This is a genomic window from Synechococcus sp. R55.3, assembly GCF_047461975.1.
In the GTDB taxonomy this organism is placed as follows: Bacteria; Cyanobacteriota; Cyanobacteriia; order Thermostichales; family Thermostichaceae; genus Thermostichus.
On sequence record NZ_JANSIG010000059.1, the window covers coordinates 1 to 19,096 of the forward strand.

Genomic DNA, 19,096 nt, shown 5'->3' on the forward strand with positions numbered 1-19,096 from the left:
TGGTAGTAATCCGTACTGAACATATTATACATTATTTTCAGTATAGTTGAGCTTATTATTGACTAGAGTCATGCTCCGCACCGCTAATCGGCGGCAATAACAGCCCGGTAGTAGCCTTCCAACTGTTGGGTGGCTGCCGACCAGCTCCAACGTTCTGCCTCTTGGCGGGCTTGCTGTCGGAAGAGCTGTCGCTGCCCGACGCTGCTCAGGAGTTGCTGGGTAACCTGGACAAAGTCGCTATCCGAATTGGGATCGAACAGAAAGCCATTGCGCCCACTGTCCACCACATCGGTAATGCCGCCGCAGCGGGGGGCGATCACCGGACAACCGGCAGCCATGGCTTCCAACAGAACCAGCCCCAAGGTCTCGGTGCGGGAGGGGAACACGAACAAATCCGCCGAAGCAAAGGCCGCTGCCAGAGACTCCCCCTGCAGATAGCCCGTAAACACCACATCGTAGCCGGCAAAATGTTGCTCCAGGGATCCCCGCTCTGGCCCATCTCCCACAATAGCCAAGCGGGCTTGGGGGATCTGCTCCAACAAGACCCGGATCCGCCCCACTTCCTTCTCAGCCGAAAGCCGTCCCACGTAGAGCAAGAGAGGCCGTTCCGGTTGCCCCGCCGTGAGCCGAGCCCGCATTTCTGAACTGGCCGCCTGGGGATGAAACAACTCCGTGTCCACTCCCCGCTGCCACAGTTGCACCCGCTCAATGCCGTGGGCGCTCAGCTCCTGCATCATGGCCGTCGAGGTGCAAAGATTGACCCGCGCCAAATTGTGCCCCAGCTTCAGGAGATTCCACAAAACCCCTTCCAGAAAGCCCAGCCCATAATGCTGCAGATACTTCGGCAGATGGGTATGGTAGGAGGCCACCAGCGGGATCCCCATCGTCTGGCTGTAGTAGAGGCCCCCCAATCCCAAAACTGCCGGGTTCACCACGTGGATCACATCCGGTCGGAAACGGCTGAGCAACTTGCCGATGGCCGGGCCGGGGGCAGCCAGCTTCAACTCTGGATACAAAGGCAGCGGCATCCCCGGGATCCCGTAGACCCGTGCCCGTGCAAACCGCCGCGGGGCTCCCCGGGGCGCGACGATGAGCACCGAGTTACCACGAGCGGTTAGGTGACGCACCGTGTGGCAGAGGCGGGTAACGATGCCATCCACCTTGGGCAGAAACGTCTCCGTAAATAGGGCTATGCGCATCAGGGATCCCAAGCCTACTGTTATTGCTCCGCAACGCTGCTGCGACCGCGCTACTCGGACGGAGCCCTTAAAGACTCTAGAATGAGTGTTGCACAAAACGGCAACGCTGCTACGACCTCCGTCAGCAGACTTGAGTACCTCACTCCACCGGAAAAGAATGGGGCGTTGGCTCAGGTTCGGTGAAAGTCTGCACCTGGCTTTGGCCCAGCGTGTCTGCGGCGGTTTTGCTGATCAACAGTAGGGTCGCCGCCAGGGCCAGCCCGATAATATCCCGCCACATGCTCCACTCCTCAGCTCCTCACTCCTCTTGCCCATTACTGTAGCGGCGGTTTTCTCGACTGGGCAGTGATGGAGGACGGATTTTTGCGTGACACAAATCACTGCCAAAATTGCGGCTTTGCCCCCTGCCGGCTAGTCCCGGAACGTCAGCTGCAAGCTGGTTATCAGCAGCACCAAAGAAGAGACCGCCATCACCCCTCCCCAAAACCAGTAGGGCAAGAACAAGTTTTGGGCAATTTGGCTGGAATCGGAGTGGATCACCTGCCCATTGATCACGGCAGAGGCCGTAAACAAGTAGTCGAGCTGGTGGTAGGTGCTCACACAGGCCTGCACCCCCAAAAACTGTGCGGCAAAGCCCCGCAGCCAGGGGGAGGCCCAGCGAGCTACCGCCAGGATCCCCAGCCCAATAGCCGGGATCAGCAACAGGCCAAATAGAGAGCGCACCCAGAGCACCGCCGACAGCAACAGCAGGGATCCCAAAGCCAACAACCCCAACTGGGCCGTACCTTGACGACGAGAAGCCAGGATAAAAACCGCCCCGGCCATTGGGGGCCCCATTGGCCCACCGGCGGCCACCAAAGCTCGACCCACCGGCCCCAAAAACAAGTGCCCACTGTGAAAGGCCAACCCCGACCCGTCGGGATAGATCTCCAGACGATGAAACTTCCCACCCAACAGCACTGCCGTCAAGCCGTGGCCCATCTCATGAAACCAGGTGGCCAGAATCGTAAAGGGGTAGAGGATATAGTTGCCCCAGGGGAGCTGCCAGAGCAAGACCGTCAGACCTGCAGCAGCCACCAACCAAACCAAGCTGTGCCGGCCAGGTTTCTCGGAAGGGGAGGGAGGCAGCTCAAACTGAGTCATAGAGCAGCAGTGGGTAGACAGAAAAAAGCCTAAAACGCCTCGTCTTCTTAGACGACTGCCGGCAGAGGAGAGTTCCAAGCCAACCCCGAGAAAATCCAGAAAAACATATGTCTCAAACCAGTTTGCAATGGATGTAGGTCAGGTAGGCTGAAAAAGACTCTGAGGGATCCCTGGCGATGGCCACCTTCCTGCGGGATTGGAGCTATCAATTTCCTTGGCTTTACCGCAGCATCAGTCGCGGGGCTGCCCTGGCAGTGGGCGGATATGAGCGGTTGCGGAGATTGCCCATGCAAGGGATCCAGATTCATCCCCAGGATCGGGTGTTGGATCTCTGCTGTGGCCCGGCTGAAGTGACCCCACTGTTGGCGGAGCTGAGCCAGCAGGTTATTGGGTTGGATGCTTCACCAAGAGCCCTGGCAGCGGCCCGCAAACGCCTCCCCAAGGTGGAATTTGTGGAAGCCTTTGCCCAGGATATGCCCTTTCCCAATGCCAGCTTTGATTGGGTGCATACCAGCTTAGCCCTGCACGAATTGTCCTTCGCAGATTTGGAGCAGGTGCTGCGGGAAGTGTGGCGGGTGCTCAAGCCGGGGGGAGGACTCTTGATCCTGGATCTGCATGCGCCTCGGCAACCCCTGATCTGGCCTGGTCTGGCCCTCTTTCTGGCCCTTTTTGAAACCGAGACCGCTTGGGAGCTGCTCAAGCTGGATTTGCCCGAGTATTTGCATCAGCAGGGGTGGCAGTCCATCCGGCAAACCTTGCACGCTGGGGGAGCCCTACAGGTGATCCAAGCCCATTCGCGATAGCAGCCTGCCGAATGAGCTGCTCAACGCGCTCCACACCACTGACGAAAACCAAGAGAGATGGCAACCCTAAACAGGCCCAAAAGACTCTAGCCTTGATGCCAGAAGGGGGTGCCAAGGACGGGCGTACTGGGCTGAGCTGTCTCCTGAGGGATCATGGCCCCGGCAAGGTAAGCTCGGCGGCCTGAACGCACCGCTTCTGCAAAGGCCTCAGCCATGACCACCGGATCCCGAGCCAAAGCCACTGCCGTGTTCAGCAGCACCCCATCAAACCCCCACTCCATCACCTGGCAGGCGTGGGAGGGCAGACCCAAGCCAGCATCCACGATCAGCGGCGCTTCAATCCGTTCCCGCAGCAGGCGTAAGCTGTAGGGGTTGAGGGGGCCTTTCCCGGTGCCGATGGGGGCCGCCCAGGGCATGACCACTTGACAGCCGACATCCAGCAACCGCTGGCACAACACCAGATCATCGGTGCTGTAGGGCAACACCTTGAAGCCGCGCCGGATCAGCTCAGCCGCTGCCGTCGGCAGTTGTAGGGTATCCGGCTGCAGCGTGTAGTCATCCCCAATCAACTCCAGCTTGATCCAGTCGGTGCCAAAAACCTCACGCGCCATCTCCGCCGTCGTGATCACCTCCTGCAGGCTGTGACAACCGGCGGTGTTGGGCAGAACCGGGATCCCCATCTTCTGCAACAGGGCCCAAAACCTCTGCGAAGTTTCTGGCCCCAGTGCCCCTTGACGCCGCAGAGAAACCGTCAACAAACAGGGCTGCGCGCGAGCCACCGCCTGCTCCAAGATGGCCGGCGAAGGGTAGCGAGCCGTACCCAACATCAGGCGGCTGGGCAACGGTTGGCCGTAGAGAACCAAAGGATCCTCATCGGCCAGAGTTGAGGGAGAGCAATGGAGAAGGGTGGACATGGCTGAGGCAGATAGAAAAGCGGACTTGAGCGCTAGCCGCCGGCAACCGGAGCGACGATCTCCACCTGGTCGCCTTCTTGCAGACGAGTTTGCTCGTATTGGGCACGCGGCACAAACTTCAGATTAACCGCTACCGCAAAAGGGCCGCTGGCCCCCACCTGAGCCACTGCTTCGGACAAAGTGGTGCCTTCCGGCAAATCGTAAGGCTTCTGGTTGATCAAGACACGCATGGCAATGGGGACTCACCGGAAAAAGGGGCAGCCTGCACCTGAAAGGGGATCCCAAGCTGCTGAGCCAAGCGACAACTGCCCTGGTGAAGATACTCCAAGACAGCATCGTGGATGGCCGGGGAGATCAGAAAGCCATGGCGATAGAGGCCGTTGATCTGCAACAGGCGAGGTGAGCGCTCCACCACGGCTGGCAGGTTATCCGCCAAGGTGGGACGACATTGGCTGCCTAATTCCAGGATACGCGCTTCGGCAAAGGCAGGATGTACGGCGTAGGCGGCGCTGAGCAACTCCAGGGCGGAGCGGACGCTCACCGGCGAGCGATCCTCAGATTCGATTTCAGTGGCCCCCACCACAAACACCTGACCCGGCTTGGGAGCGATGTAGATCGGGTAGCGAGGGTGCAACAGCCGGGTTGGGCGCCGCAAAGAGACTTCTGGGGCATACAGGCGCACCACCTCACCCCGAACTCCGCGCAGCAGTTTTTGCCCGCCCCATTCTTTTTGGGATCCCAGGCCGCGGCAATCCAAAACCCACCCACCGGTTTGCTGCTGCCAAGCTTGGGCCTGCTCCAGATCCCAAGGGCAACCCCACTCCACTTCCACCTCGTGCTGCCGCAACTTGGCCAGTAAAGCTGCCAACAGTTGGCGGTTGTCCAGTTGGCCCTCTTGGGGAAGATACAGGCCCTGCGCAAATCGCCCGGCCACCGATGGCTCCAGCTCGGCAATAGCCTGGGCATCCAGCGGCTGAGGGCGGGGGAGATGCGGGAGGTGTTCCCCCACAGCGGCCAGTAGCGCCGAGAAGCGCTTGGCTTCCCCGGCATCTTGGCGGTGCCAGAGGATCAAAGTGCCCTCCTGCTGAAAGAAAACCGGCTCTGGCAGGCTGGCCAGAAGGGCGGGCCAGCGGGAGAGGGCATAGTACCCCTGGGCCACCACACTGGCTTCGGCGATGGCAGACTCGGCTAGGGGAGCCAGCATAGCAGCGGCAAAATGGGCAGCACTGCTCTCAACAGCAGCAGCAGGAGCCGCCTCCACAATGCGGACGGGATGCCCAACCTCGACAAGGCTGGCGGCCAACAAACGCCCCATCAGCCCAGCCCCGAGGACAAGGATGGGATCCCGCTGCGCTGCCCAAGGCAAAGTGATCCCTACTGCTGACGCAGCAGCGGATGGGCCCGTCAGGCTGGCTGCCGGATTTGTCAGAGAAGAGGAGGGTGGAAGGGTTAAAGTGCCCCGCACCACTGGCACGATGGATTCCATACTGGATCCCATGATAGGCTCTCGGGTTCTGCGATGAATCTGTTCCCACAGCATCCCAGGGGTGGGCACAGTGTTGTTCGACCACGACCCGACGGTCTACTTGAGTGGGCTGTGCGATAAAGCAAAAGCCGCTCTACTAGCTTGCTAAGGCCTACGGCCCACCAAGGGGAACCGCGTAGCGGTAGGGCGGAGCTTGTTCGCTTTAGCGGCGCGGAGCGCCAAACCCAGTTTTCTTGGTCACACCACCAGCAAAGAGAGATCCAAAGCCTTGGCCGAGTGGGTGAGAGCCCCGACGCTGACGTAATTCACGCCTGCCTCGGCCACTTGCCTGGCCCGTTCCGGGGTCATGTTGCCGCTGGCCTCGAGGGGAACTCTTCCTCCCACCCGTTGGACGGCTGTCTGGATTTCTTCCAGGGTGAAGTTATCCAAAAGGATGAGATCGGCTCCTGCTGCCAAAGCCTCTTCCAGTTCCTGGAGATCCCGCACCTCCACCTCCACCTTGAGGTGGTGGGGAGCGCCTTCCTTGGCCCGCTTGACGGCTGCCAAAACGCCTCCCGTGCCGCGGTCGCGACAGTGTTGCGTAGCAATAATGTGGTTTTCCTTAATCAAGATGCCGTCGAACAGCCCAAAGCGGTGGTTTTTGCCGCCCCCTACCCGTACTGCATACTTCTCCAGGGCGCGCAGGCCGGGAGTGGTCTTGCGGGTGTCCAGGAGCTGGGTTGAGGTTCCCCGGAGAGCCTCTACATAAGTGCGAGTGAGGGTGGCAATGCCGGACAGCCTTTGGAGAAGGTTGAGGGCCAGCCGCTCTCCTGCCAAGATGCCCCGCAGGGATCCCTTGAGGTGGGCCACTTCTTGACCGACAGCCACCCTGGCCCCTTCCTCCACCCCAGGGGTGAACTCTACCTGGGGATCCACCAGCCGAAAAACCCGCTTGGCAATCTCCAGACCGGCCAGGATCCCTGTCTCCTTGGCCAGGATTACCGCTTCACCCTCCAGTCCTGGGGGTAGGGTCAGCTCTGTGGTGAGGTCGCCGTGCCCCAGGTCTTCCCACAGCCAAGCGCGAAGGGTCTCCTCAGGTATGTAAACTTCTTCCATTTTCGGTTTGGTTTTAGGCTCCAGGATAAGCCCTACTTCTCAGCCTGAACAAGCAACAGGATCCCTCGCCTGCCCTGGCACCGCCTGTGGATTTTTCTCCCACCGGCAGGAATCTTCATCAACTGGGCAACTTGAAAGCCAATCTTGCCACTTGGATGCGGTTGGAATCTCTGCGCAATCCCTATCGAGTTCAAGTTTGGGGCAACCGTCTCGCGGCTTTGGAGATGATGCTGCGCTATGGAGAACAAACCCTGCTGAGGACATGAAGCTCCCCCCTTGCGCGACCCCATCCCATCTATCCCCAAAACTTCCCCAAAGCCGGAAAAAGCGGCTACGGGGTGTCTTTCGGCCTCTCCTCTGCTGGTTCGGGCGCTGTGTCCGGCTCCTGAGCAAGAGCAGAGTCCTCAAGGTTAGGCAAGGACTCCGTCCCGCTGGCGCGAACGGCTTCCGGGGAGGTTTCTGGCTCCTCGTTATCGCCAGGCGACGCTTCTGTGAGCACGTCAGCAGTGTGTGGCGCTGAAGCGGGCTGAGCAGCAACAGGTTCAGGAGCAGAAGGAGGAGGTGCAGCTGGGATCCCGGCTTCTTCTTCAGGAACGACCGCAGGTGGTTGAGCAGCTTCTCTTTCTTCTTTTTCTTCCTTTTGCTGTTCGTAGCGGCGGCGTTTGTTGCCCTCGTCCACCAGCACGTACACCAGGCTGAGGAGAGAGAGCCCCGCTGTTCCAATCAAAACCCAAAGTAAATTGTTGTCTATGGTCATGGGGTGAGCTCCGTCAAACGCTGCTGGCGGTGGAGGGATGTTGCTCCTTAAGGCTTGATCTTACCGTTGAAGCCGCTCTGCCAAATCTTTCTGCCAAATCTTAAAGATTGGAAAGATTGGGTTCACCAGTTTTGTCATTTTGTGTGTCATGCGCTATCTCAAGTTTTACAAACCCTATGGCGTGCTCACCCAATTCACCGACCAAGCGGGACGGCCTACCCTCAAGTCTTTTATTCCGGTGCCCAAAGTTTATCCGGTGGGGCGGTTGGATCGCGACAGCGAAGGGCTGCTCCTGCTGACCGATGATGGTCGCCTCAATGCCCGCTTGATCGACCCCAAGTTCGGCCATGAGCGCACCTACTGGGTTCAGGTGGAAGGGATCCCCACCCCCCAAGCCCTGCAACAGTTGCAACAGGGGCTGATCATCCAAGGGCGAAAAACGCGCCCGGCCCAGGTCAAAGTCTTGGCTGAGGAACCCACCCTGCCGCCACGGGATCCCCCCATTCGCTTTCGCCGCTCCATCCCCACTACCTGGCTGGAACTGACGCTGCAGGAGGGTCGTAATCGTCAGGTGCGCCGCATGACTGCTGCTGTTGGGATCCCAACTTTGCGGTTGGTTCGGGTTGGACTGGGGCCTCTTTCTCTGGTGGGGCTTGCTCCCGGCCAGTGGCAAGATCTCAGCGAGGCAGAACTGGCCCAGCTACGGCAATATTGTTTTCCGTGACGTACTCCCGACTCCGACTGCTAGGTAGTACGGAGCAGGCTTCTCGCCTCAACGGGTAGCTATCGCAAGAACCCTCAGCGAGCAGACACAGGATGTCCCACCGCGTAGCTGCACCAGATTCCAACAAAGCTGTTCTGTACAGCTAGGTTGACCACAGCACAAAGACCGCCTTTCATCCCGACCCTCATGCTGATGCATAGAGGGCGAGGCTTCCCAGCGGGCTAGCTAAACCATTGATTTTCTGACCCATTGCAGTTATTTCAAGTTAGATTAAGACGCTTTCAAAATGCTCCACGCTGCTTCTGCAACCACCCTCGGGCGGAAGACTTTCTCAGTGGCTCAGGCGTCTCACCCTAAACTGAAATGACTATAACTTACTGATCACTACAGTATTGTCCTTGTTCCCAATTGTGCTTGAGGCCCACTCAGTCGGGCATGAGGGCGTGGACGCGCTTGCCACCATTGGGATAGAGAAGGGCACGTTTGGGGCCGTGGATGGGATCTTCGACAATGATCGTCTGGTCGCGGCTGGCCCCTAAAGAAACAATGGCAATCGGCACCTGCATCAACTGCGCCAAAAACTTCAGGTAATCGTGGGCTTCGGGGGGCAAGTCTTGGATGGAGCGGCAATCTTTGGTGGAACATTTCCAGCCCGGCAGGGTTTCGTAGATAGGTTTGCACTGGGCGAAAACACGGGCATCGCTGGGAAAGTGACGAATTTCCCGACCCTGGTACTCGTAGGCAACGCACACCTTGATCTCATCCAAGCCATCCAGCACATCCAGCTTGGTGATGGCCAGGCAGTCTAGGCCATTGATCCGCACCGCGTAGCGCCCGATCACCCCGTCAAACCAGCCGCAGCGCCGTTGTCGTCCGGTGGTGGTGCCAAATTCAGCACCGGTTGCCCCTAGGTACGCCCCGATCTCATCTTTGAGCTCGGTGGGGAAAGGGCCTTCCCCAACGCGGGTGGTATAGGCTTTAGCCACCCCGATCACCCGGTCAATGCTGGTGGGGCCGATCCCAGCGCCAATACAAGCGCCACCGGCAATGGGATGGGAGGAGGTGACGTAGGGGTAGGTGCCGTAGTCGAGATCCAACAGGGTGCCCTGAGCCCCTTCAAACAGGATGTTCTCCCGGTCTTCGATGGCTTGGGTCAGAAGCAGGGCAGCGTCGGTAACATAGGGGCGCAGCCGCTCGGCATAGGCCAGGTATTGCTCGATGATCGGCTCGGGATCCAGGGGGGGCAGATTATAGATCTTCTCCAGCAAGACATTTTTGTAGGGAATGGCCCAACTGAGGCGTTCCCGCAACTGGTCAGGGTACATCAAGTCCACAACGCGAATGCCCATGCGCTCTGCCTTGTCGGCATAGGTGGGGCCAATACCCCGTCCGGTGGTGCCCAGCTTGTAGATGCCGCGCCGCTCCTCTTCTGCGATGTCGATGACCCGGTGGTAGGGCAGGGTAACGTGGGCTGTTTCGGCGATGAATAGGTTGTCGGTGGAAATGCCCAATTGATGCAGTTGGTCGATCTCGGCCAGCAAAACTTCGGGATCGATCACCGTGCCGCTGGCGATGATGCAGCGTTTGTCGGGGTAGAGAATGCCGGAGGGGATCAGGTGTAGCTTGAAAGTTTGCCCCGCCACCACCAGGGTATGCCCTGCATTCACCCCGCCTTGATAGCGGACGACCACATGCGCCTTTTCACTGAGGAGGTCGGTGATCTTCCCTTTTCCTTCGTCGCCCCACTGGGCACCGACAACCACGACGTTTGCCAAGAGCTTCTCCTACAGTCCGTAGACGGCACAAAAAATCCCCTTTGCGGGGGCTGCTGCACTAATCTACCGCATCGCTCCGGGCACTGTTGAGGGATCAGGACAAAAACGTTAACAATCGATTAACTTTTCTCCAGCAGGGGACAAGGTGGAGATGAACGGGATCCCCGAACCCTCTGACGAGCAAGCAGGGATCCTGCGTTGGCATGCCCCCTGCCTTTAGGCAGGGGATTCTGGTTCCTGGTTCTGCGACAGCACTTACCGTGTTGGGTTGCCCCTCCACGACAGCGGTGCTCATCTCCCCAGGCGTTACCCCAAGCGCTACGCGCCGCTGACGCGAGTGCAGGGCGGTTCCCTCTCGCGCCAGCGGGACGGAGTCCTTATGCCCTTAGGTACCGCTGCGAACAACCACTACAAAACCTATTGAAGCTGCATCCAGTCGTGAGACTGTTGGGTTTTTATAGCGCTCCGTGCCGCCGTAGGCGAGAGCAGTTAACTACCCTGCCACTGCGGGCAGCGTAGCACAAAGCCGCTTGGGCGCACCCTAGACGGGTTGGGAATAATCCGACAAACTCAGGCAGCGCTCTCGAATGGCCTGTAAGTTGAGGGCCAAATCTCGGCAAATGCGGCGCTCCACCAGACCGACAGGCATTCTGCGGGGGGGCTTGACCTGCAGGTGGTAGGTGAGCAAGGTCTGATGGGCCGACAAATCGGCCAGATCCCAAAACCCCTCGAAGATGAGAAAATCCCCTTCTGTTTTTTGAAAGCGAAGTTGCTGGGGAAAGATCTCCTCGATGGCCAGCACCACCGCAGCAGAAAATTGGGCAAACAAAACCTTTTGGGATCCCACTTGACGTACCAGTGTGCGGCCATCCTCACGGCCAATGACGCGGCTTTCCACCAAGTTGGGAATAAACTCTGCCAGATGGTCGTAGTCGGTCAAAACCTGCCAAACCTGCTGCCGCTCTGCCGGGATCCACACACTGCCTTGCAATTTTCGGCAGCGTTCCCCCAAATCCACCACCTCAATCTGAATATCTGACTGGATACCTGAGGACTCCGTCCCGCTGACGCAAGCAGGAATAAGGATCCCCTCTTCTGGGGTCAGGTCTTGGGGATCCCATTCAGGGTCAGAAGGCATGGCGAGAACTTCAGTCGCGTAGGTGCTGTAGAGCAGTGCGGAAACCGGAGAGGGAATCGATTTTTGACTGGACAAACCATTCGCCAGCAGTTCCAATAGGCTGCCCCCCTGTGTTTTCTATTGTATCAGGGAACTGTATAGCAGATAACGAACTCTAGGGGAGAAGGGCCTGGAACCAACCGACGATCACCTGCCAAACCTGTTCTAGAAGGGCAAAGGGATCCCGCAACTCCTGCAGCACCTGCCGCGGGCCAATTCTAAAGACCACGTACAACACGGCCAAGATGATTACAATCCCCACCGTTGTCCAGATGGCCTCTCGAACCACCCGCACCCAAAAAACCAGCATAAAAATGGCGATGGCTACAGCGGCAACCAGCGGCAATGTGTCCAGTACCATCGGATCCCACCTCGTTTGGCTCAGATGTTTCAGATTTAACTCCACTGTAGCCAGCTTGAACTGAAAACAGGTGTTCGTAGATGTCCGTTGACAAGGGATCTCCTCTCGTAAAATGGGATCACCTCGAGATAACCCCTCTTTAGCTGGGCTAGACCTATGGACATCATCACCCTTGGCTGGATTGCCGTTCCCACCTTCTTCGTTCTTTCCATTGCCCTGGTGGTTTGGGGGCGCAACGGCATGTAGTTTGTCCCGCCTGGATTGATCCTCACCTCACATCCATCTTGTTGTCCCTGTCGCCGATATTGACAGGGCTACCCCCACTCACGCCATGGAAACCGATCTTCCCTTGGTCACACGCATCGCCTACGGAAGCATCTTTTTGCTGTTGACAGCCGTAACACTGGGCGTTGGCTACATTACCTTCATCGACTGGCGGGATCGGCGGCGACGCAACGAAGTTGAGCGCAAAGCCCGTCGCTCCAAGCGCTAGGGCCGGTGTTGAGCCTGCTCAGGTTAATCTTCAACCCAACTCAGGGTGGGGACGGCTAGATAAGGCAAGGGATCCTGGGGTTGCAGTTGAGAAAGATGCCGCAGAATGCCCTGGTTAGCCTGCCACAGGGCTTGCACATCCCATCCAGCGTAGGTGGGCAGAAAGTCCGCCAGCTTGCGGTTGGCCTCCCCCAACAGGATCATGCAGCCGCGGCGGTTGCCGTTTTGCAGGTGATAGTAGGCCACTGCCGTCTGCAATAGACCCTGGTAAAAACGCCGCTCTGGATCCACTGCCTCCATCCACAGGGCCTCTAGGGTGTCGTGGCAGGCGTAAAATTCCCCCCGGTTAAACTGCTCGGCGGCCAAACGCAACGCTTCTGAGTGGGCATTGCTCATGTGGCTAGGCACAGTTGTGGGCTAGGGGTGAGGTCTGCACAGGCAGGGATCCCTGCGGCAGCACCAGGGTAAAGCAGGTTTTGCCTTGAGAACTCTCCACCGAGACGCTGCCCCCCAGCCGCTGCATCCACTGCTTGACCAAAGCCAGGCCCAGGCCGGTGCCGCCCCGCTTCCAGGGATCCCCGCTGGGAATGCGGTAAAACTTCTCGAAGATGCGCTCCCACTCGCTGTGGGGAATTTCTACTCCCTCGTTGATCACCCGAATTTCCACCTGCTGCGGGCCAGAGCGCTGCGCTGTTACCCAGATGTTGCACCTTGGGGGAGTATACTTGCAGGCGTTGTTGACCAGCTCCTGCACCACCCGCTCCAGGCCGCCCCGATCGGTGAGCACCTTGCCCACATTTGGCGCAATCTGCCACTGCAACCGTTGCTGGTTGGCCTGGGCCCGCTGTAGAAACGGCTCCAGCACGCTGGGCAGCCAGGTTGCCAGCGGCACTTCTTCCAGATGGAGCGTTTTGGATCCCTGCTCCAGCCTCTGCAGATCCAAGAGATCGTTGACCAATTCCGCCTCCCGCTCACACTCCTGCTCCAAAATCTTGAGATATTGCTCTCGTTTTTGGGGGGCGCGGGCGGTTTTCAGCAGTTGGATGGCCATCCTCATGTTGGTGATGGGGGTGCGCAGCTCGTGGGAGACGGTGCTCAAAAAATCATCTTTGAGGCGGTTGAGGCGCTCCAGCTCACCAATTTGCTGCACAGAAGCCTGGTAGAGGCGGGCCTGGCGGATGGCAATGGCGCAGTGATCCGCCACCTGCTGCACCACCTGCACCTCCAGTTCATCAAAGCACTCGGCTGCCGGCTTCGCCAGCCAGAGATCCCCCAGCACCCCTTGGTCATCCCGCAGCGGGCACACCAGCAGGGTCAGCCCTTCCCGACGGGGGATCCAGCCCTGCCCAGGCAAGTGGCAGAATTGCACCGCTTGACCCCCTTGCAGGTGCCGGTAAAGATCGGGGTAGTCGGCCAAAGTCAGGGTAATCCCGCCGACGGGCGGTAGGGCAGAGGTGTATTCGTAGCGCACCGTGGCTTGGCCGGCTGCCCAATCGCAGAGACAGAGATCGCACCCTTGGATGGACAGCCCCAGAGCCAATTCTTGCACCACTGCCCGCAAGATCTGGGCTTCCTCCAAACTGCTGCGCACCTGGTCGGTGACCCGCTGCAAGAGGGCATCCATAGCCAGAGATCGCTGCAGGGCCGCCGTCCGCTCCTGCACCTCCTGCTCCAGACGGGCGTTGAGGGTTTGCAACTGCCGGTAGAGCTGATTTTGCGTAATGGACAGGGCCAAATGTACCCCGACCCGACTCATCAGCTCTTGCTCTGCAGCTGACCAAGCCTTAGGCTCGTCAATTTTCAGCTCCCGCCAGGCGGCAAAAGAGATGAGAGGCAATTTTTGTCTGGGATCCCCCTGAGCAAACCAACGGTAGCCCGCCCAGTGGGTTTCTTGGTAAACGGCCCCGCGAAACACGCTCAGCCAGCCCACCGGCTGGTCATTCCAGGCGAGCTGGGCCACCAGCAGGCCACGAATGGGTGTCTGCTTCATCTGCTCTTGCAGCTCCGGCCATTTCTCCAAGTGGGAGAGCGACCACATCTTCACCCAGCCCCCCGCTCCTCCGGCCCTTCCGAGCTGCTCCTGTAGCCAGGTGTCGTAGCTGGCCGGGGGTTGCACGCCATGACAACAGAGGGTGTCTGCGCCCATAAAGTGGATCCGCAGCCGCGCCCCGATCCCCTGCAAACCGGCAGCAAGCTGCTCCAGCACCGTGGTCAAGGTCGTCTCCGGGTGCAGGGGCGAATAAACCAGGGCAGCAATTTGGTTGATGAGGCGTTCCTGCTGCGCCTTCTGCCGCGCCTGCTCCAGCAATTCCGCCTGAGCAATGGCAATGGAAACTTGATCCGCCACCAACTGCACCACCTGCAGCTCTTCTGGAGAATACAGACGAGGCTCGGCATGATGGGAGACCAACAGCCCCCAAAGCTCTTGATGATGCATGAGGGGAACCACCAAGGAAGAGGCCACCCCCATGGATTTCAAATAGTGAACATGGCAGGGATCCACAGGCCGCTGTAGCGGCTCGCCCAGAGGAACCCTAGCAGACAACCCCCAGGACTCCGGCTGGCTGATGGAACGGCTTTGCGCCTCTACATCCACAATTACCCGCGCCTGGGCCGAACGAAACAACCGCCGCGCCTCCTCGGGAATATCCCCTGCCGGAAAAGTCAGCCCCAAGAGCGAGGGCAGCCGCTCCCCTCCTCGCGCTTCCGCCACCACCGTTCCGTGACCTTCGGGATCAAAGCGGTAAACCTTCACCCGATCCGTACCCAAAAAGGCGCGCACCTCCTCCACCGTCGCCCTCAGGATCTGATCCAGCTCCAGGGATTGCCGAATCTGGTGGGTGATGCGGTTGATGAGGGCATCTCGGCTGGGTCGAGCTGCGGCAGCCCACGTTTCAGTATCCATAGTTGCAAGCCCCTAGCCCCTGGGATTAACGGGAAGTATCTAGAGATACATCCCTTTTTTCCAGCATAGGATGCCTTTGAGAAGAGCAGTCGGAGTTCAAAAGAAAAGTTAAAGAAAAAGTTAAAAATGGTAACTCAGGGTTTCCCGAGTTGGAATCGCCTGAGATCTGGAGCCGGGAATGGCCTACGGTCCACCCGCGCCATCGGAAAGCAGAGCTAGAGGAGAGGCAGCTGAAACAGGCGAGCGGCATTTTGGCTGGTTTCTTCTGCCAGTTTTTCCGGTGGGATCCCAAGCAGCTCCGCCAAGGTTTGGGCCACCCGCTGCACATAGGCCGGCTCATTGCGTTTGCCGCGGAAGGGGGTGGGAGCCAGAAAAGGGCAATCGGTTTCCACCAAAAGCTGGGATAGGGGCACCTCCAAGGCCGACCGGCGGACAGTCTCGGCATTTTTGAAAGTAACAATGCCGCTGAAGCTGATGTAGCAGCCCAGCTCGACAAACAGCCGCGTCTCCTCCGGGGATCCGCTCCAGCAATGCATCACCGCCCGCACTGGCCCCCCCGTGGCCATGGCCTCCTTGAGGATGGCGTAGGTGGCTGCTGCCGCCTCGCGGCAATGGACGATCAACGCCAGATCCTGCGCTTGGGCAATGGCAATCTGGGCCCAGAAGGATTCTTTTTGCCGCTCGATATCCGCCGGGTTGGACTTGTAGAAATCCAGGCCCGTCTCCCCGATAGCCACCACTCGCTCGTCGCTGGCGGCCAGGTGGGCGATCTTTTCGGCCAAATCGGGCTGCCACTGGCCCGCCTCCAAAGGGTGCAGCCCCACCGACAAAAATACTTCCGGATACTGGTCGGCAATGGCCTGCAACTGGGGGAATTCTGCTGGTGTTACACAAGAATGCACCAAACGCCGGATCCCCGTCTGACGCCAGCGCTCGGCCACCTGGGGCAGATCCGCGGCAAAATCGGGGTAATTGAGGTGGACGTGAGTATCCACCAAAGGAGCAGCAGGTAAGACGGCGGTGCTCAAGGCTCAGCTCCCCAACAATCGTGTTGCCAACCTTATCCAATTGTAAAAGCTGTCCCCGGCCTGCTTGGGATCCCTTCTGGCGCTCCCGTTTGCCGGCGAGATCCCCTTGCGACGGCTCCTGTGGGAGCAGGATGATCCACAATGATTGAGGAAACCTTACGCTGGAGGTTTGTTATGGCCCGTACCCCCTCGACCATGCTGCCTTTGGGCACCCCAGCCCCTGACTTCAGCCTGCCGGATGTGGTGAGCGGCCAAACCATCTCCCTCTCCACCTTTGCCGACAAGCCGGCCCTGCTGGTGATGTTCATCTGCCAGCACTGTCCCTATGTGAAGCACGTGCAAGAGGAGCTGGCCCGCCTTGGCAGAGATTACAAGGATCGCGGCGTCGGCATTGTAGCCATCAGCGCCAACGATGTGGAGAAATACCCGGATGACAGCCCAGAGAACTTGAAGAAGATGGCCGAGACCTTGGGCTTTACCTTCCCCTTCTGCTACGACGAAACCCAAGAGGTGGCCAAAGCCTTCACCGCCGCCTGCACCCCCGACTTTTTCTTGTTCGACGCGGATCGCAAGTTGGTCTATCGTGGTCAACTGGACGACAGCCGTCCCAGCCTGACCGATGTGCCGGTGACGGGCAAAGATTTGCGGGCGGCGCTGGATAACCTTCTGGCCGGCAAGCCCATCGATCCCGACCAAAAGCCCAGCCTGGGCTGCAACATCAAGTGGAAACCTGGCAATGAGCCTGCTTATTTCGCTGGGTAGATCCCGCTTTTTTGAATCGCGGCCAGGGCCTGTCGATGCAAGCTGGGGTTGGCTGCCGCCAACACTTCTCCCGTGGAGGTGCGGGTTAAGGGATCCCCTCGCCAATCGGTAATCACGCCACCGGATCCCTCAATCACCGGCACAAGGGCAGCAAAATCGTAGAGGGCAAGGCCACACTCCATCACCAGATCCACACAGCCGCTGGCCAGCAGGCCGTACTGGTAGCCATCGCCCCCATAGGAGGTAATGTGAACTGCTTGGCTGAGCCCCTGGAAGCACCGTTGTTGGTCGGGTTGGGTGAACAAATCAGGGGTGGTACAGCTCAAGTAGGCGCGGCTGAGGTCGGTATTGGCCTTGGCTCGGACGGCTTGCCGGTGGGAGGGGGTTATCCATTGAGTGGGCTGTCCCCGTACCCCCAGCCAGCGTTCGCGCAACACCGGTTGATCGATGATGCCCAAAATGGGGCGGTCTTCTTCCAAGAGGGCAATCAGAGTAGCAAAGGTGGGCTTGCCGGTGGAAAAGGCGATGGTGCCATCCAAGGGATCCAGAACCCAGGTATAGAGGGATCCCGTCTGGTGAAAACCAAACTCTTCGCCAAGGATGTTGTGTTCTGGCACTTGGGCCATGAGCAAAGCCCGCATAGCTCGCTCTGCCTCCCGGTCGGCCACCGTCACAATTGGGGAGCGGGCCTCTTTGTATTCGGCTTGCAGTTCTCCGCGAAACAGGGGGCGAATCACCGCTCCGGCAGCATCGGCCAGGGCCTGGGCCAGTTCAATCCACTCTGCCTTGACCACCTTTTGCCCACCCCATCTGCCCCTTCCCTTTCTTAGCATAGGGAAAAATTTCCTCTCGGTTTATGCGGTCTGGCTTGCTCTTAACTCCTCTGGAATGGCTTTGGACGGCGATTGGGGTCCTCCTGACCATTTTGGGCACCCTGACCCATTTGAGTTTTCCGCCCGGGCTGCCTGGGTTGGGGGGATACAGCTTTTCGCTGCAAATTGGGGGCGTGTTGCTGACGGCTTGTTTGGCGGGGCCGGTGGCAGCGGTGTGCGCCCAGATCGTCTACCTGGGGCTGGGGCTGGCAGGGCTACAGGTGTTTGCCCAAGGGGGAGGATGGCAGTACCTGTACCAGCCCGCCTTTGGCTACTTGCTGGGGTTTCTGCCAGGAGCCTGGGCCTGCGGGACAATTGCTTTTCCGCAACGGGATCCCTACCCTTCTCCCCCGGCCCGCCAACGTGCTGTCGATGGGAAGCGGTGGGCAGAAGGGATCCCTGACTCCCCGGTGGGCCTCCAAGAGCTGGGATCCGGCAGCTTGGTGGCTTTGGCCTTGGTTCACCTGACCGGGATTCTCTACCTTTTGGCCACACAACCCTGGAATGGGGAGTTGCTGAGGTTGATAGGGCTTTACTCCGGCTATACTCTGCCGGGACAGATCATCGTGGCCAGCTTTGTTGCGGTGATAGCGTTGCTGTTGCGGCGCTTGCTGCTGCTCTGAAGCGGAGGAACCAACTGTGCGCAAAGGCCCATGCAGATTTGGGTCGTGGCGCATCTTTTCTCAAGCTGCAGAGGCAGAAAGTAACTTAGAAAAGTAACTTAGAGCTGTGCCGCTCAAGCGGTGGTACAGATTCTGGTCAAGTCTTGCCAGGATGGATGGGTTTGCGTGAGGAACTGCGGGATGCAACGGACTGCTCTCACCCTTTTGGCCACCGGCCTTTTGGCCACTGGGCTGGCTGCTTGTGGAGATGGCGGCAGCTCAGGGGGCTCGATCCTGCCCCCACCCCAAGGCCCAACGGTTTCGTTTATCAATGCGCCCACCTCGGTGCGGGTGGGCACCTCCACGCCGGCCTTCACGGTGCAGGTGAGTGTGCCCGGCGGTGCTCGTCCAACGCAGTTCCTCGAGCTGGAAACTTTCAACCCCAGTGGCGTGCGCGTGCAAAGGGAATTCTTCAGCCCACAGCAGGCCGGCTGTAACCCTGGGGCCACCTTTTGTAGCTTCAGTACCGATTTCCGCGTTGCCCTCGGGGATCCCGTTGGCGTTTGGCAGTTCCGGATTACCGCGTTTGACCAACAGAATCGCTCCGGATCCCAGACATTGCTGATTACAGCCTTCCAGTAGGCAAGCAGAGTTGCCGGTTTTGGGGTGAGGCCACTCACTCTAGAGGGGAATGGCCGCCACAGGTCGTGCCAGCGGGACGGAGTTGCAACAAGAGTAAACTACCCGACCCTGACTGCTTCGCAGTACAGGGCGGGCTTTCGGTAGCCCTGCAGTTGGCAAGCCAACCACGAACCTCTAGGCTGGTTTACAGCAGCCCCCAAAAGCGCAATCACATTCGCACCATTCAAATCCGCATCCCCTTCCCATCCACAGTGTCCACACTTAAACTGCTTCCCACTGCGATAGGATTGCGCAGGGTCGGGATGAATGTGCAAACACCGGTGGCAGGTCTGCGACGTGTAGGCAGGCGGAACAAGAAT

Annotated in this window: 23 protein-coding genes; 7 read left to right on the top strand and 16 right to left on the bottom strand. The window is 59.1% G+C overall.

Annotated features, from left to right (window positions below; all coding sequences use genetic code 11):
• Positions 1 to 83 precede the first annotated feature (83 nt).
• The 3 genes from NW849_RS09830 to NW849_RS09840 all read right to left on the bottom strand — a co-directional run bounded on the left by NW849_RS09830 (position 84) and on the right by NW849_RS09840 (position 2,342).
• Entirely contained in the window at positions 84 to 1,199 is a 1,116-nt protein-coding gene (locus tag NW849_RS09830; RefSeq protein WP_414357496.1) for a glycosyltransferase family 4 protein, read from the bottom strand.
• Between the two features lie 139 nt (positions 1,200 to 1,338).
• Positions 1,339 to 1,479 carry a hypothetical protein gene (locus tag NW849_RS09835; protein WP_414357497.1) on the bottom strand — a complete coding sequence of 47 codons (141 nt, stop codon included), beginning with the start codon at positions 1,477 to 1,479 and terminating at the stop codon, positions 1,339 to 1,341.
• A gap of 131 nt (positions 1,480 to 1,610) precedes the next feature.
• Entirely contained in the window at positions 1,611 to 2,342 is a 732-nt protein-coding gene (locus NW849_RS09840) for a M50 family metallopeptidase (protein WP_414357498.1), read from the bottom strand.
• Positions 2,343 to 2,518: 176 nt separating this feature from the next.
• Between NW849_RS09840 and NW849_RS09845 the strand changes: the two genes are divergently transcribed.
• Positions 2,519 to 3,145 (top strand): class I SAM-dependent methyltransferase, encoded by a 627-nt coding sequence (locus tag NW849_RS09845; protein ID WP_414350085.1) that lies wholly within the window; start codon positions 2,519 to 2,521, stop codon positions 3,143 to 3,145.
• 86 nt (positions 3,146 to 3,231) lie between these two features.
• Here the strand turns inward: NW849_RS09845 and NW849_RS09850 are convergent, their stop codons facing one another.
• The 5 genes from NW849_RS09850 to NW849_RS09870 all read right to left on the bottom strand — a co-directional run bounded on the left by NW849_RS09850 (position 3,232) and on the right by NW849_RS09870 (position 7,397).
• Positions 3,232 to 4,059 carry a thiazole synthase gene (locus tag NW849_RS09850; protein ID WP_414357499.1) on the bottom strand — a complete coding sequence of 276 codons (828 nt, stop codon included), beginning with the start codon at positions 4,057 to 4,059 and terminating at the stop codon, positions 3,232 to 3,234.
• A 32-nt stretch (positions 4,060 to 4,091) separates the two neighbouring features.
• Positions 4,092 to 4,289 carry a sulfur carrier protein ThiS gene (gene thiS / locus NW849_RS09855; protein ID WP_414357500.1) on the bottom strand — a complete coding sequence of 66 codons (198 nt, stop codon included), beginning with the start codon at positions 4,287 to 4,289 and terminating at the stop codon, positions 4,092 to 4,094.
• Positions 4,277 to 5,545, bottom strand: a complete 1,269-nt coding sequence (locus NW849_RS09860; RefSeq protein ID WP_414357501.1) for an FAD-dependent oxidoreductase — start codon at positions 5,543 to 5,545, stop codon at positions 4,277 to 4,279. Before NW849_RS09860 ends, thiS begins: the two co-directional genes overlap by 13 nt.
• 237 nt (positions 5,546 to 5,782) lie before the next feature.
• On the bottom strand, positions 5,783 to 6,640 hold the full coding sequence (gene nadC / locus NW849_RS09865; protein ID WP_414357502.1) for a carboxylating nicotinate-nucleotide diphosphorylase: 858 nt from the start codon (positions 6,638 to 6,640) through the stop codon (positions 5,783 to 5,785).
• A gap of 331 nt (positions 6,641 to 6,971) precedes the next feature.
• The gene (locus NW849_RS09870; RefSeq protein WP_414357503.1) at positions 6,972 to 7,397 is read right to left on the bottom strand and encodes a hypothetical protein; all 426 of its coding nucleotides are present in this window, start codon (positions 7,395 to 7,397) and stop codon (positions 6,972 to 6,974) included.
• A gap of 148 nt (positions 7,398 to 7,545) precedes the next feature.
• Here NW849_RS09870 and NW849_RS09875 point away from each other — a divergent pair, with 148 nt between their 5' ends.
• Positions 7,546 to 8,121 (top strand): pseudouridine synthase, encoded by a 576-nt coding sequence (locus NW849_RS09875; protein ID WP_414357504.1) that lies wholly within the window; start codon positions 7,546 to 7,548, stop codon positions 8,119 to 8,121.
• A gap of 425 nt (positions 8,122 to 8,546) precedes the next feature.
• On the opposite strand, the gene NW849_RS09880 is transcribed toward NW849_RS09875, so the two are convergent.
• From NW849_RS09880 to NW849_RS09890, 3 genes are all read right to left on the bottom strand, one after another.
• Positions 8,547 to 9,896 carry an adenylosuccinate synthase gene (locus NW849_RS09880; RefSeq protein WP_414357505.1) on the bottom strand — a complete coding sequence of 450 codons (1,350 nt, stop codon included), beginning with the start codon at positions 9,894 to 9,896 and terminating at the stop codon, positions 8,547 to 8,549.
• Positions 9,897 to 10,437: 541 nt separating this feature from the next.
• Entirely contained in the window at positions 10,438 to 11,034 is a 597-nt protein-coding gene (locus NW849_RS09885; RefSeq protein WP_414357506.1) for an SRPBCC family protein, read from the bottom strand.
• Between the two features lie 154 nt (positions 11,035 to 11,188).
• Entirely contained in the window at positions 11,189 to 11,434 is a 246-nt protein-coding gene (locus tag NW849_RS09890) for a hypothetical protein (RefSeq protein WP_049749597.1), read from the bottom strand.
• A gap of 156 nt (positions 11,435 to 11,590) precedes the next feature.
• Here NW849_RS09890 and NW849_RS09895 point away from each other — a divergent pair, with 156 nt between their 5' ends.
• Both NW849_RS09895 and NW849_RS09900 read left to right on the top strand, forming a co-directional pair.
• Positions 11,591 to 11,680, top strand: a complete 90-nt coding sequence (locus NW849_RS09895) for a cytochrome b6-f complex subunit PetN (protein WP_244349857.1) — start codon at positions 11,591 to 11,593, stop codon at positions 11,678 to 11,680.
• 85 nt (positions 11,681 to 11,765) lie between these two features.
• A complete protein-coding gene (locus NW849_RS09900; protein WP_414357507.1) occupies positions 11,766 to 11,927 on the top strand; it encodes a hypothetical protein in 162 nt (53 codons plus the stop codon).
• Between the two features lie 23 nt (positions 11,928 to 11,950).
• Here NW849_RS09900 and NW849_RS09905 read toward each other — a convergent pair whose 3' ends face one another.
• The 3 genes from NW849_RS09905 to NW849_RS09915 all read right to left on the bottom strand — a co-directional run bounded on the left by NW849_RS09905 (position 11,951) and on the right by NW849_RS09915 (position 15,859).
• Entirely contained in the window at positions 11,951 to 12,322 is a 372-nt protein-coding gene (locus NW849_RS09905; protein ID WP_414357508.1) for a DUF309 domain-containing protein, read from the bottom strand.
• Positions 12,323 to 12,326: 4 nt separating this feature from the next.
• A complete protein-coding gene (locus NW849_RS09910) occupies positions 12,327 to 14,831 on the bottom strand; it encodes a GAF domain-containing protein (protein WP_414357509.1) in 2,505 nt (834 codons plus the stop codon).
• 215 nt (positions 14,832 to 15,046) lie between these two features.
• Positions 15,047 to 15,859 carry a TatD family hydrolase gene (locus NW849_RS09915; RefSeq protein WP_414357510.1) on the bottom strand — a complete coding sequence of 271 codons (813 nt, stop codon included), beginning with the start codon at positions 15,857 to 15,859 and terminating at the stop codon, positions 15,047 to 15,049.
• 174 nt (positions 15,860 to 16,033) lie between these two features.
• Here NW849_RS09915 and NW849_RS09920 point away from each other — a divergent pair, with 174 nt between their 5' ends.
• Positions 16,034 to 16,621 (top strand): thioredoxin family protein, encoded by a 588-nt coding sequence (locus NW849_RS09920; protein ID WP_041437584.1) that lies wholly within the window; start codon positions 16,034 to 16,036, stop codon positions 16,619 to 16,621.
• On the opposite strand, the gene NW849_RS09925 is transcribed toward NW849_RS09920, so the two are convergent.
• Positions 16,606 to 17,454 (bottom strand): inositol monophosphatase family protein, encoded by an 849-nt coding sequence (locus tag NW849_RS09925; protein WP_414357511.1) that lies wholly within the window; start codon positions 17,452 to 17,454, stop codon positions 16,606 to 16,608. The genes NW849_RS09920 and NW849_RS09925 overlap by 16 nt on opposite strands.
• Positions 17,455 to 17,477: 23 nt before the next feature.
• Here NW849_RS09925 and NW849_RS09930 point away from each other — a divergent pair, with 23 nt between their 5' ends.
• A complete protein-coding gene (locus tag NW849_RS09930; RefSeq protein ID WP_414357512.1) occupies positions 17,478 to 18,116 on the top strand; it encodes a biotin transporter BioY in 639 nt (212 codons plus the stop codon).
• Between the two features lie 180 nt (positions 18,117 to 18,296).
• Positions 18,297 to 18,737, top strand: coding sequence for a hypothetical protein (locus tag NW849_RS09935; protein WP_414357513.1), 441 nt, complete (start codon positions 18,297 to 18,299; stop codon positions 18,735 to 18,737).
• A gap of 98 nt (positions 18,738 to 18,835) precedes the next feature.
• Here NW849_RS09935 and NW849_RS09940 read toward each other — a convergent pair.
• A partial coding sequence (locus tag NW849_RS09940) for a zinc ribbon domain-containing protein (RefSeq protein ID WP_414357514.1) occupies positions 18,836 to 19,096 on the bottom strand: 261 nt, incomplete at its 5' end.

What these genes read in the sequence shown, in the direction of transcription:
- NW849_RS09845 (WP_414350085.1), top strand. Translation starts at nt 2,519, where the DNA reads ATGGCCACCTTCCTGCGGGATTGGAGCTATCAATTTCCTTGGCTTTAC.
- NW849_RS09905 (WP_414357508.1), bottom strand. Translation starts at nt 12,322, where the DNA reads ATGAGCAATGCCCACTCAGAAGCGTTGCGTTTGGCCGCCGAGCAGTTT.
- NW849_RS09910 (WP_414357509.1), bottom strand. Translation starts at nt 14,831, where the DNA reads ATGGATACTGAAACGTGGGCTGCCGCAGCTCGACCCAGCCGAGATGCC.
- NW849_RS09890 (WP_049749597.1), bottom strand. Translation starts at nt 11,434, where the DNA reads ATGGTACTGGACACATTGCCGCTGGTTGCCGCTGTAGCCATCGCCATT.
- NW849_RS09925 (WP_414357511.1), bottom strand. Translation starts at nt 17,454, where the DNA reads ATGCTAAGAAAGGGAAGGGGCAGATGGGGTGGGCAAAAGGTGGTCAAG.
- NW849_RS09895 (WP_244349857.1), top strand. Translation starts at nt 11,591, where the DNA reads ATGGACATCATCACCCTTGGCTGGATTGCCGTTCCCACCTTCTTCGTT.
- NW849_RS09850 (WP_414357499.1), bottom strand. Translation starts at nt 4,059, where the DNA reads ATGTCCACCCTTCTCCATTGCTCTCCCTCAACTCTGGCCGATGAGGAT.
- NW849_RS09920 (WP_041437584.1), top strand. Translation starts at nt 16,034, where the DNA reads ATGGCCCGTACCCCCTCGACCATGCTGCCTTTGGGCACCCCAGCCCCT.
- thiS (WP_414357500.1), bottom strand. Translation starts at nt 4,289, where the DNA reads ATGCGTGTCTTGATCAACCAGAAGCCTTACGATTTGCCGGAAGGCACC.
- NW849_RS09900 (WP_414357507.1), top strand. Translation starts at nt 11,766, where the DNA reads ATGGAAACCGATCTTCCCTTGGTCACACGCATCGCCTACGGAAGCATC.
- NW849_RS09870 (WP_414357503.1), bottom strand. Translation starts at nt 7,397, where the DNA reads ATGACCATAGACAACAATTTACTTTGGGTTTTGATTGGAACAGCGGGG.
- NW849_RS09835 (WP_414357497.1), bottom strand. Translation starts at nt 1,479, where the DNA reads ATGTGGCGGGATATTATCGGGCTGGCCCTGGCGGCGACCCTACTGTTG.
- NW849_RS09860 (WP_414357501.1), bottom strand. Translation starts at nt 5,545, where the DNA reads ATGGAATCCATCGTGCCAGTGGTGCGGGGCACTTTAACCCTTCCACCC.
- NW849_RS09830 (WP_414357496.1), bottom strand. Translation starts at nt 1,199, where the DNA reads ATGCGCATAGCCCTATTTACGGAGACGTTTCTGCCCAAGGTGGATGGC.
- NW849_RS09930 (WP_414357512.1), top strand. Translation starts at nt 17,478, where the DNA reads ATGCGGTCTGGCTTGCTCTTAACTCCTCTGGAATGGCTTTGGACGGCG.
- NW849_RS09935 (WP_414357513.1), top strand. Translation starts at nt 18,297, where the DNA reads ATGCAACGGACTGCTCTCACCCTTTTGGCCACCGGCCTTTTGGCCACT.
- NW849_RS09875 (WP_414357504.1), top strand. Translation starts at nt 7,546, where the DNA reads ATGCGCTATCTCAAGTTTTACAAACCCTATGGCGTGCTCACCCAATTC.
- nadC (WP_414357502.1), bottom strand. Translation starts at nt 6,640, where the DNA reads ATGGAAGAAGTTTACATACCTGAGGAGACCCTTCGCGCTTGGCTGTGG.
- NW849_RS09885 (WP_414357506.1), bottom strand. Translation starts at nt 11,034, where the DNA reads ATGCCTTCTGACCCTGAATGGGATCCCCAAGACCTGACCCCAGAAGAG.
- NW849_RS09840 (WP_414357498.1), bottom strand. Translation starts at nt 2,342, where the DNA reads ATGACTCAGTTTGAGCTGCCTCCCTCCCCTTCCGAGAAACCTGGCCGG.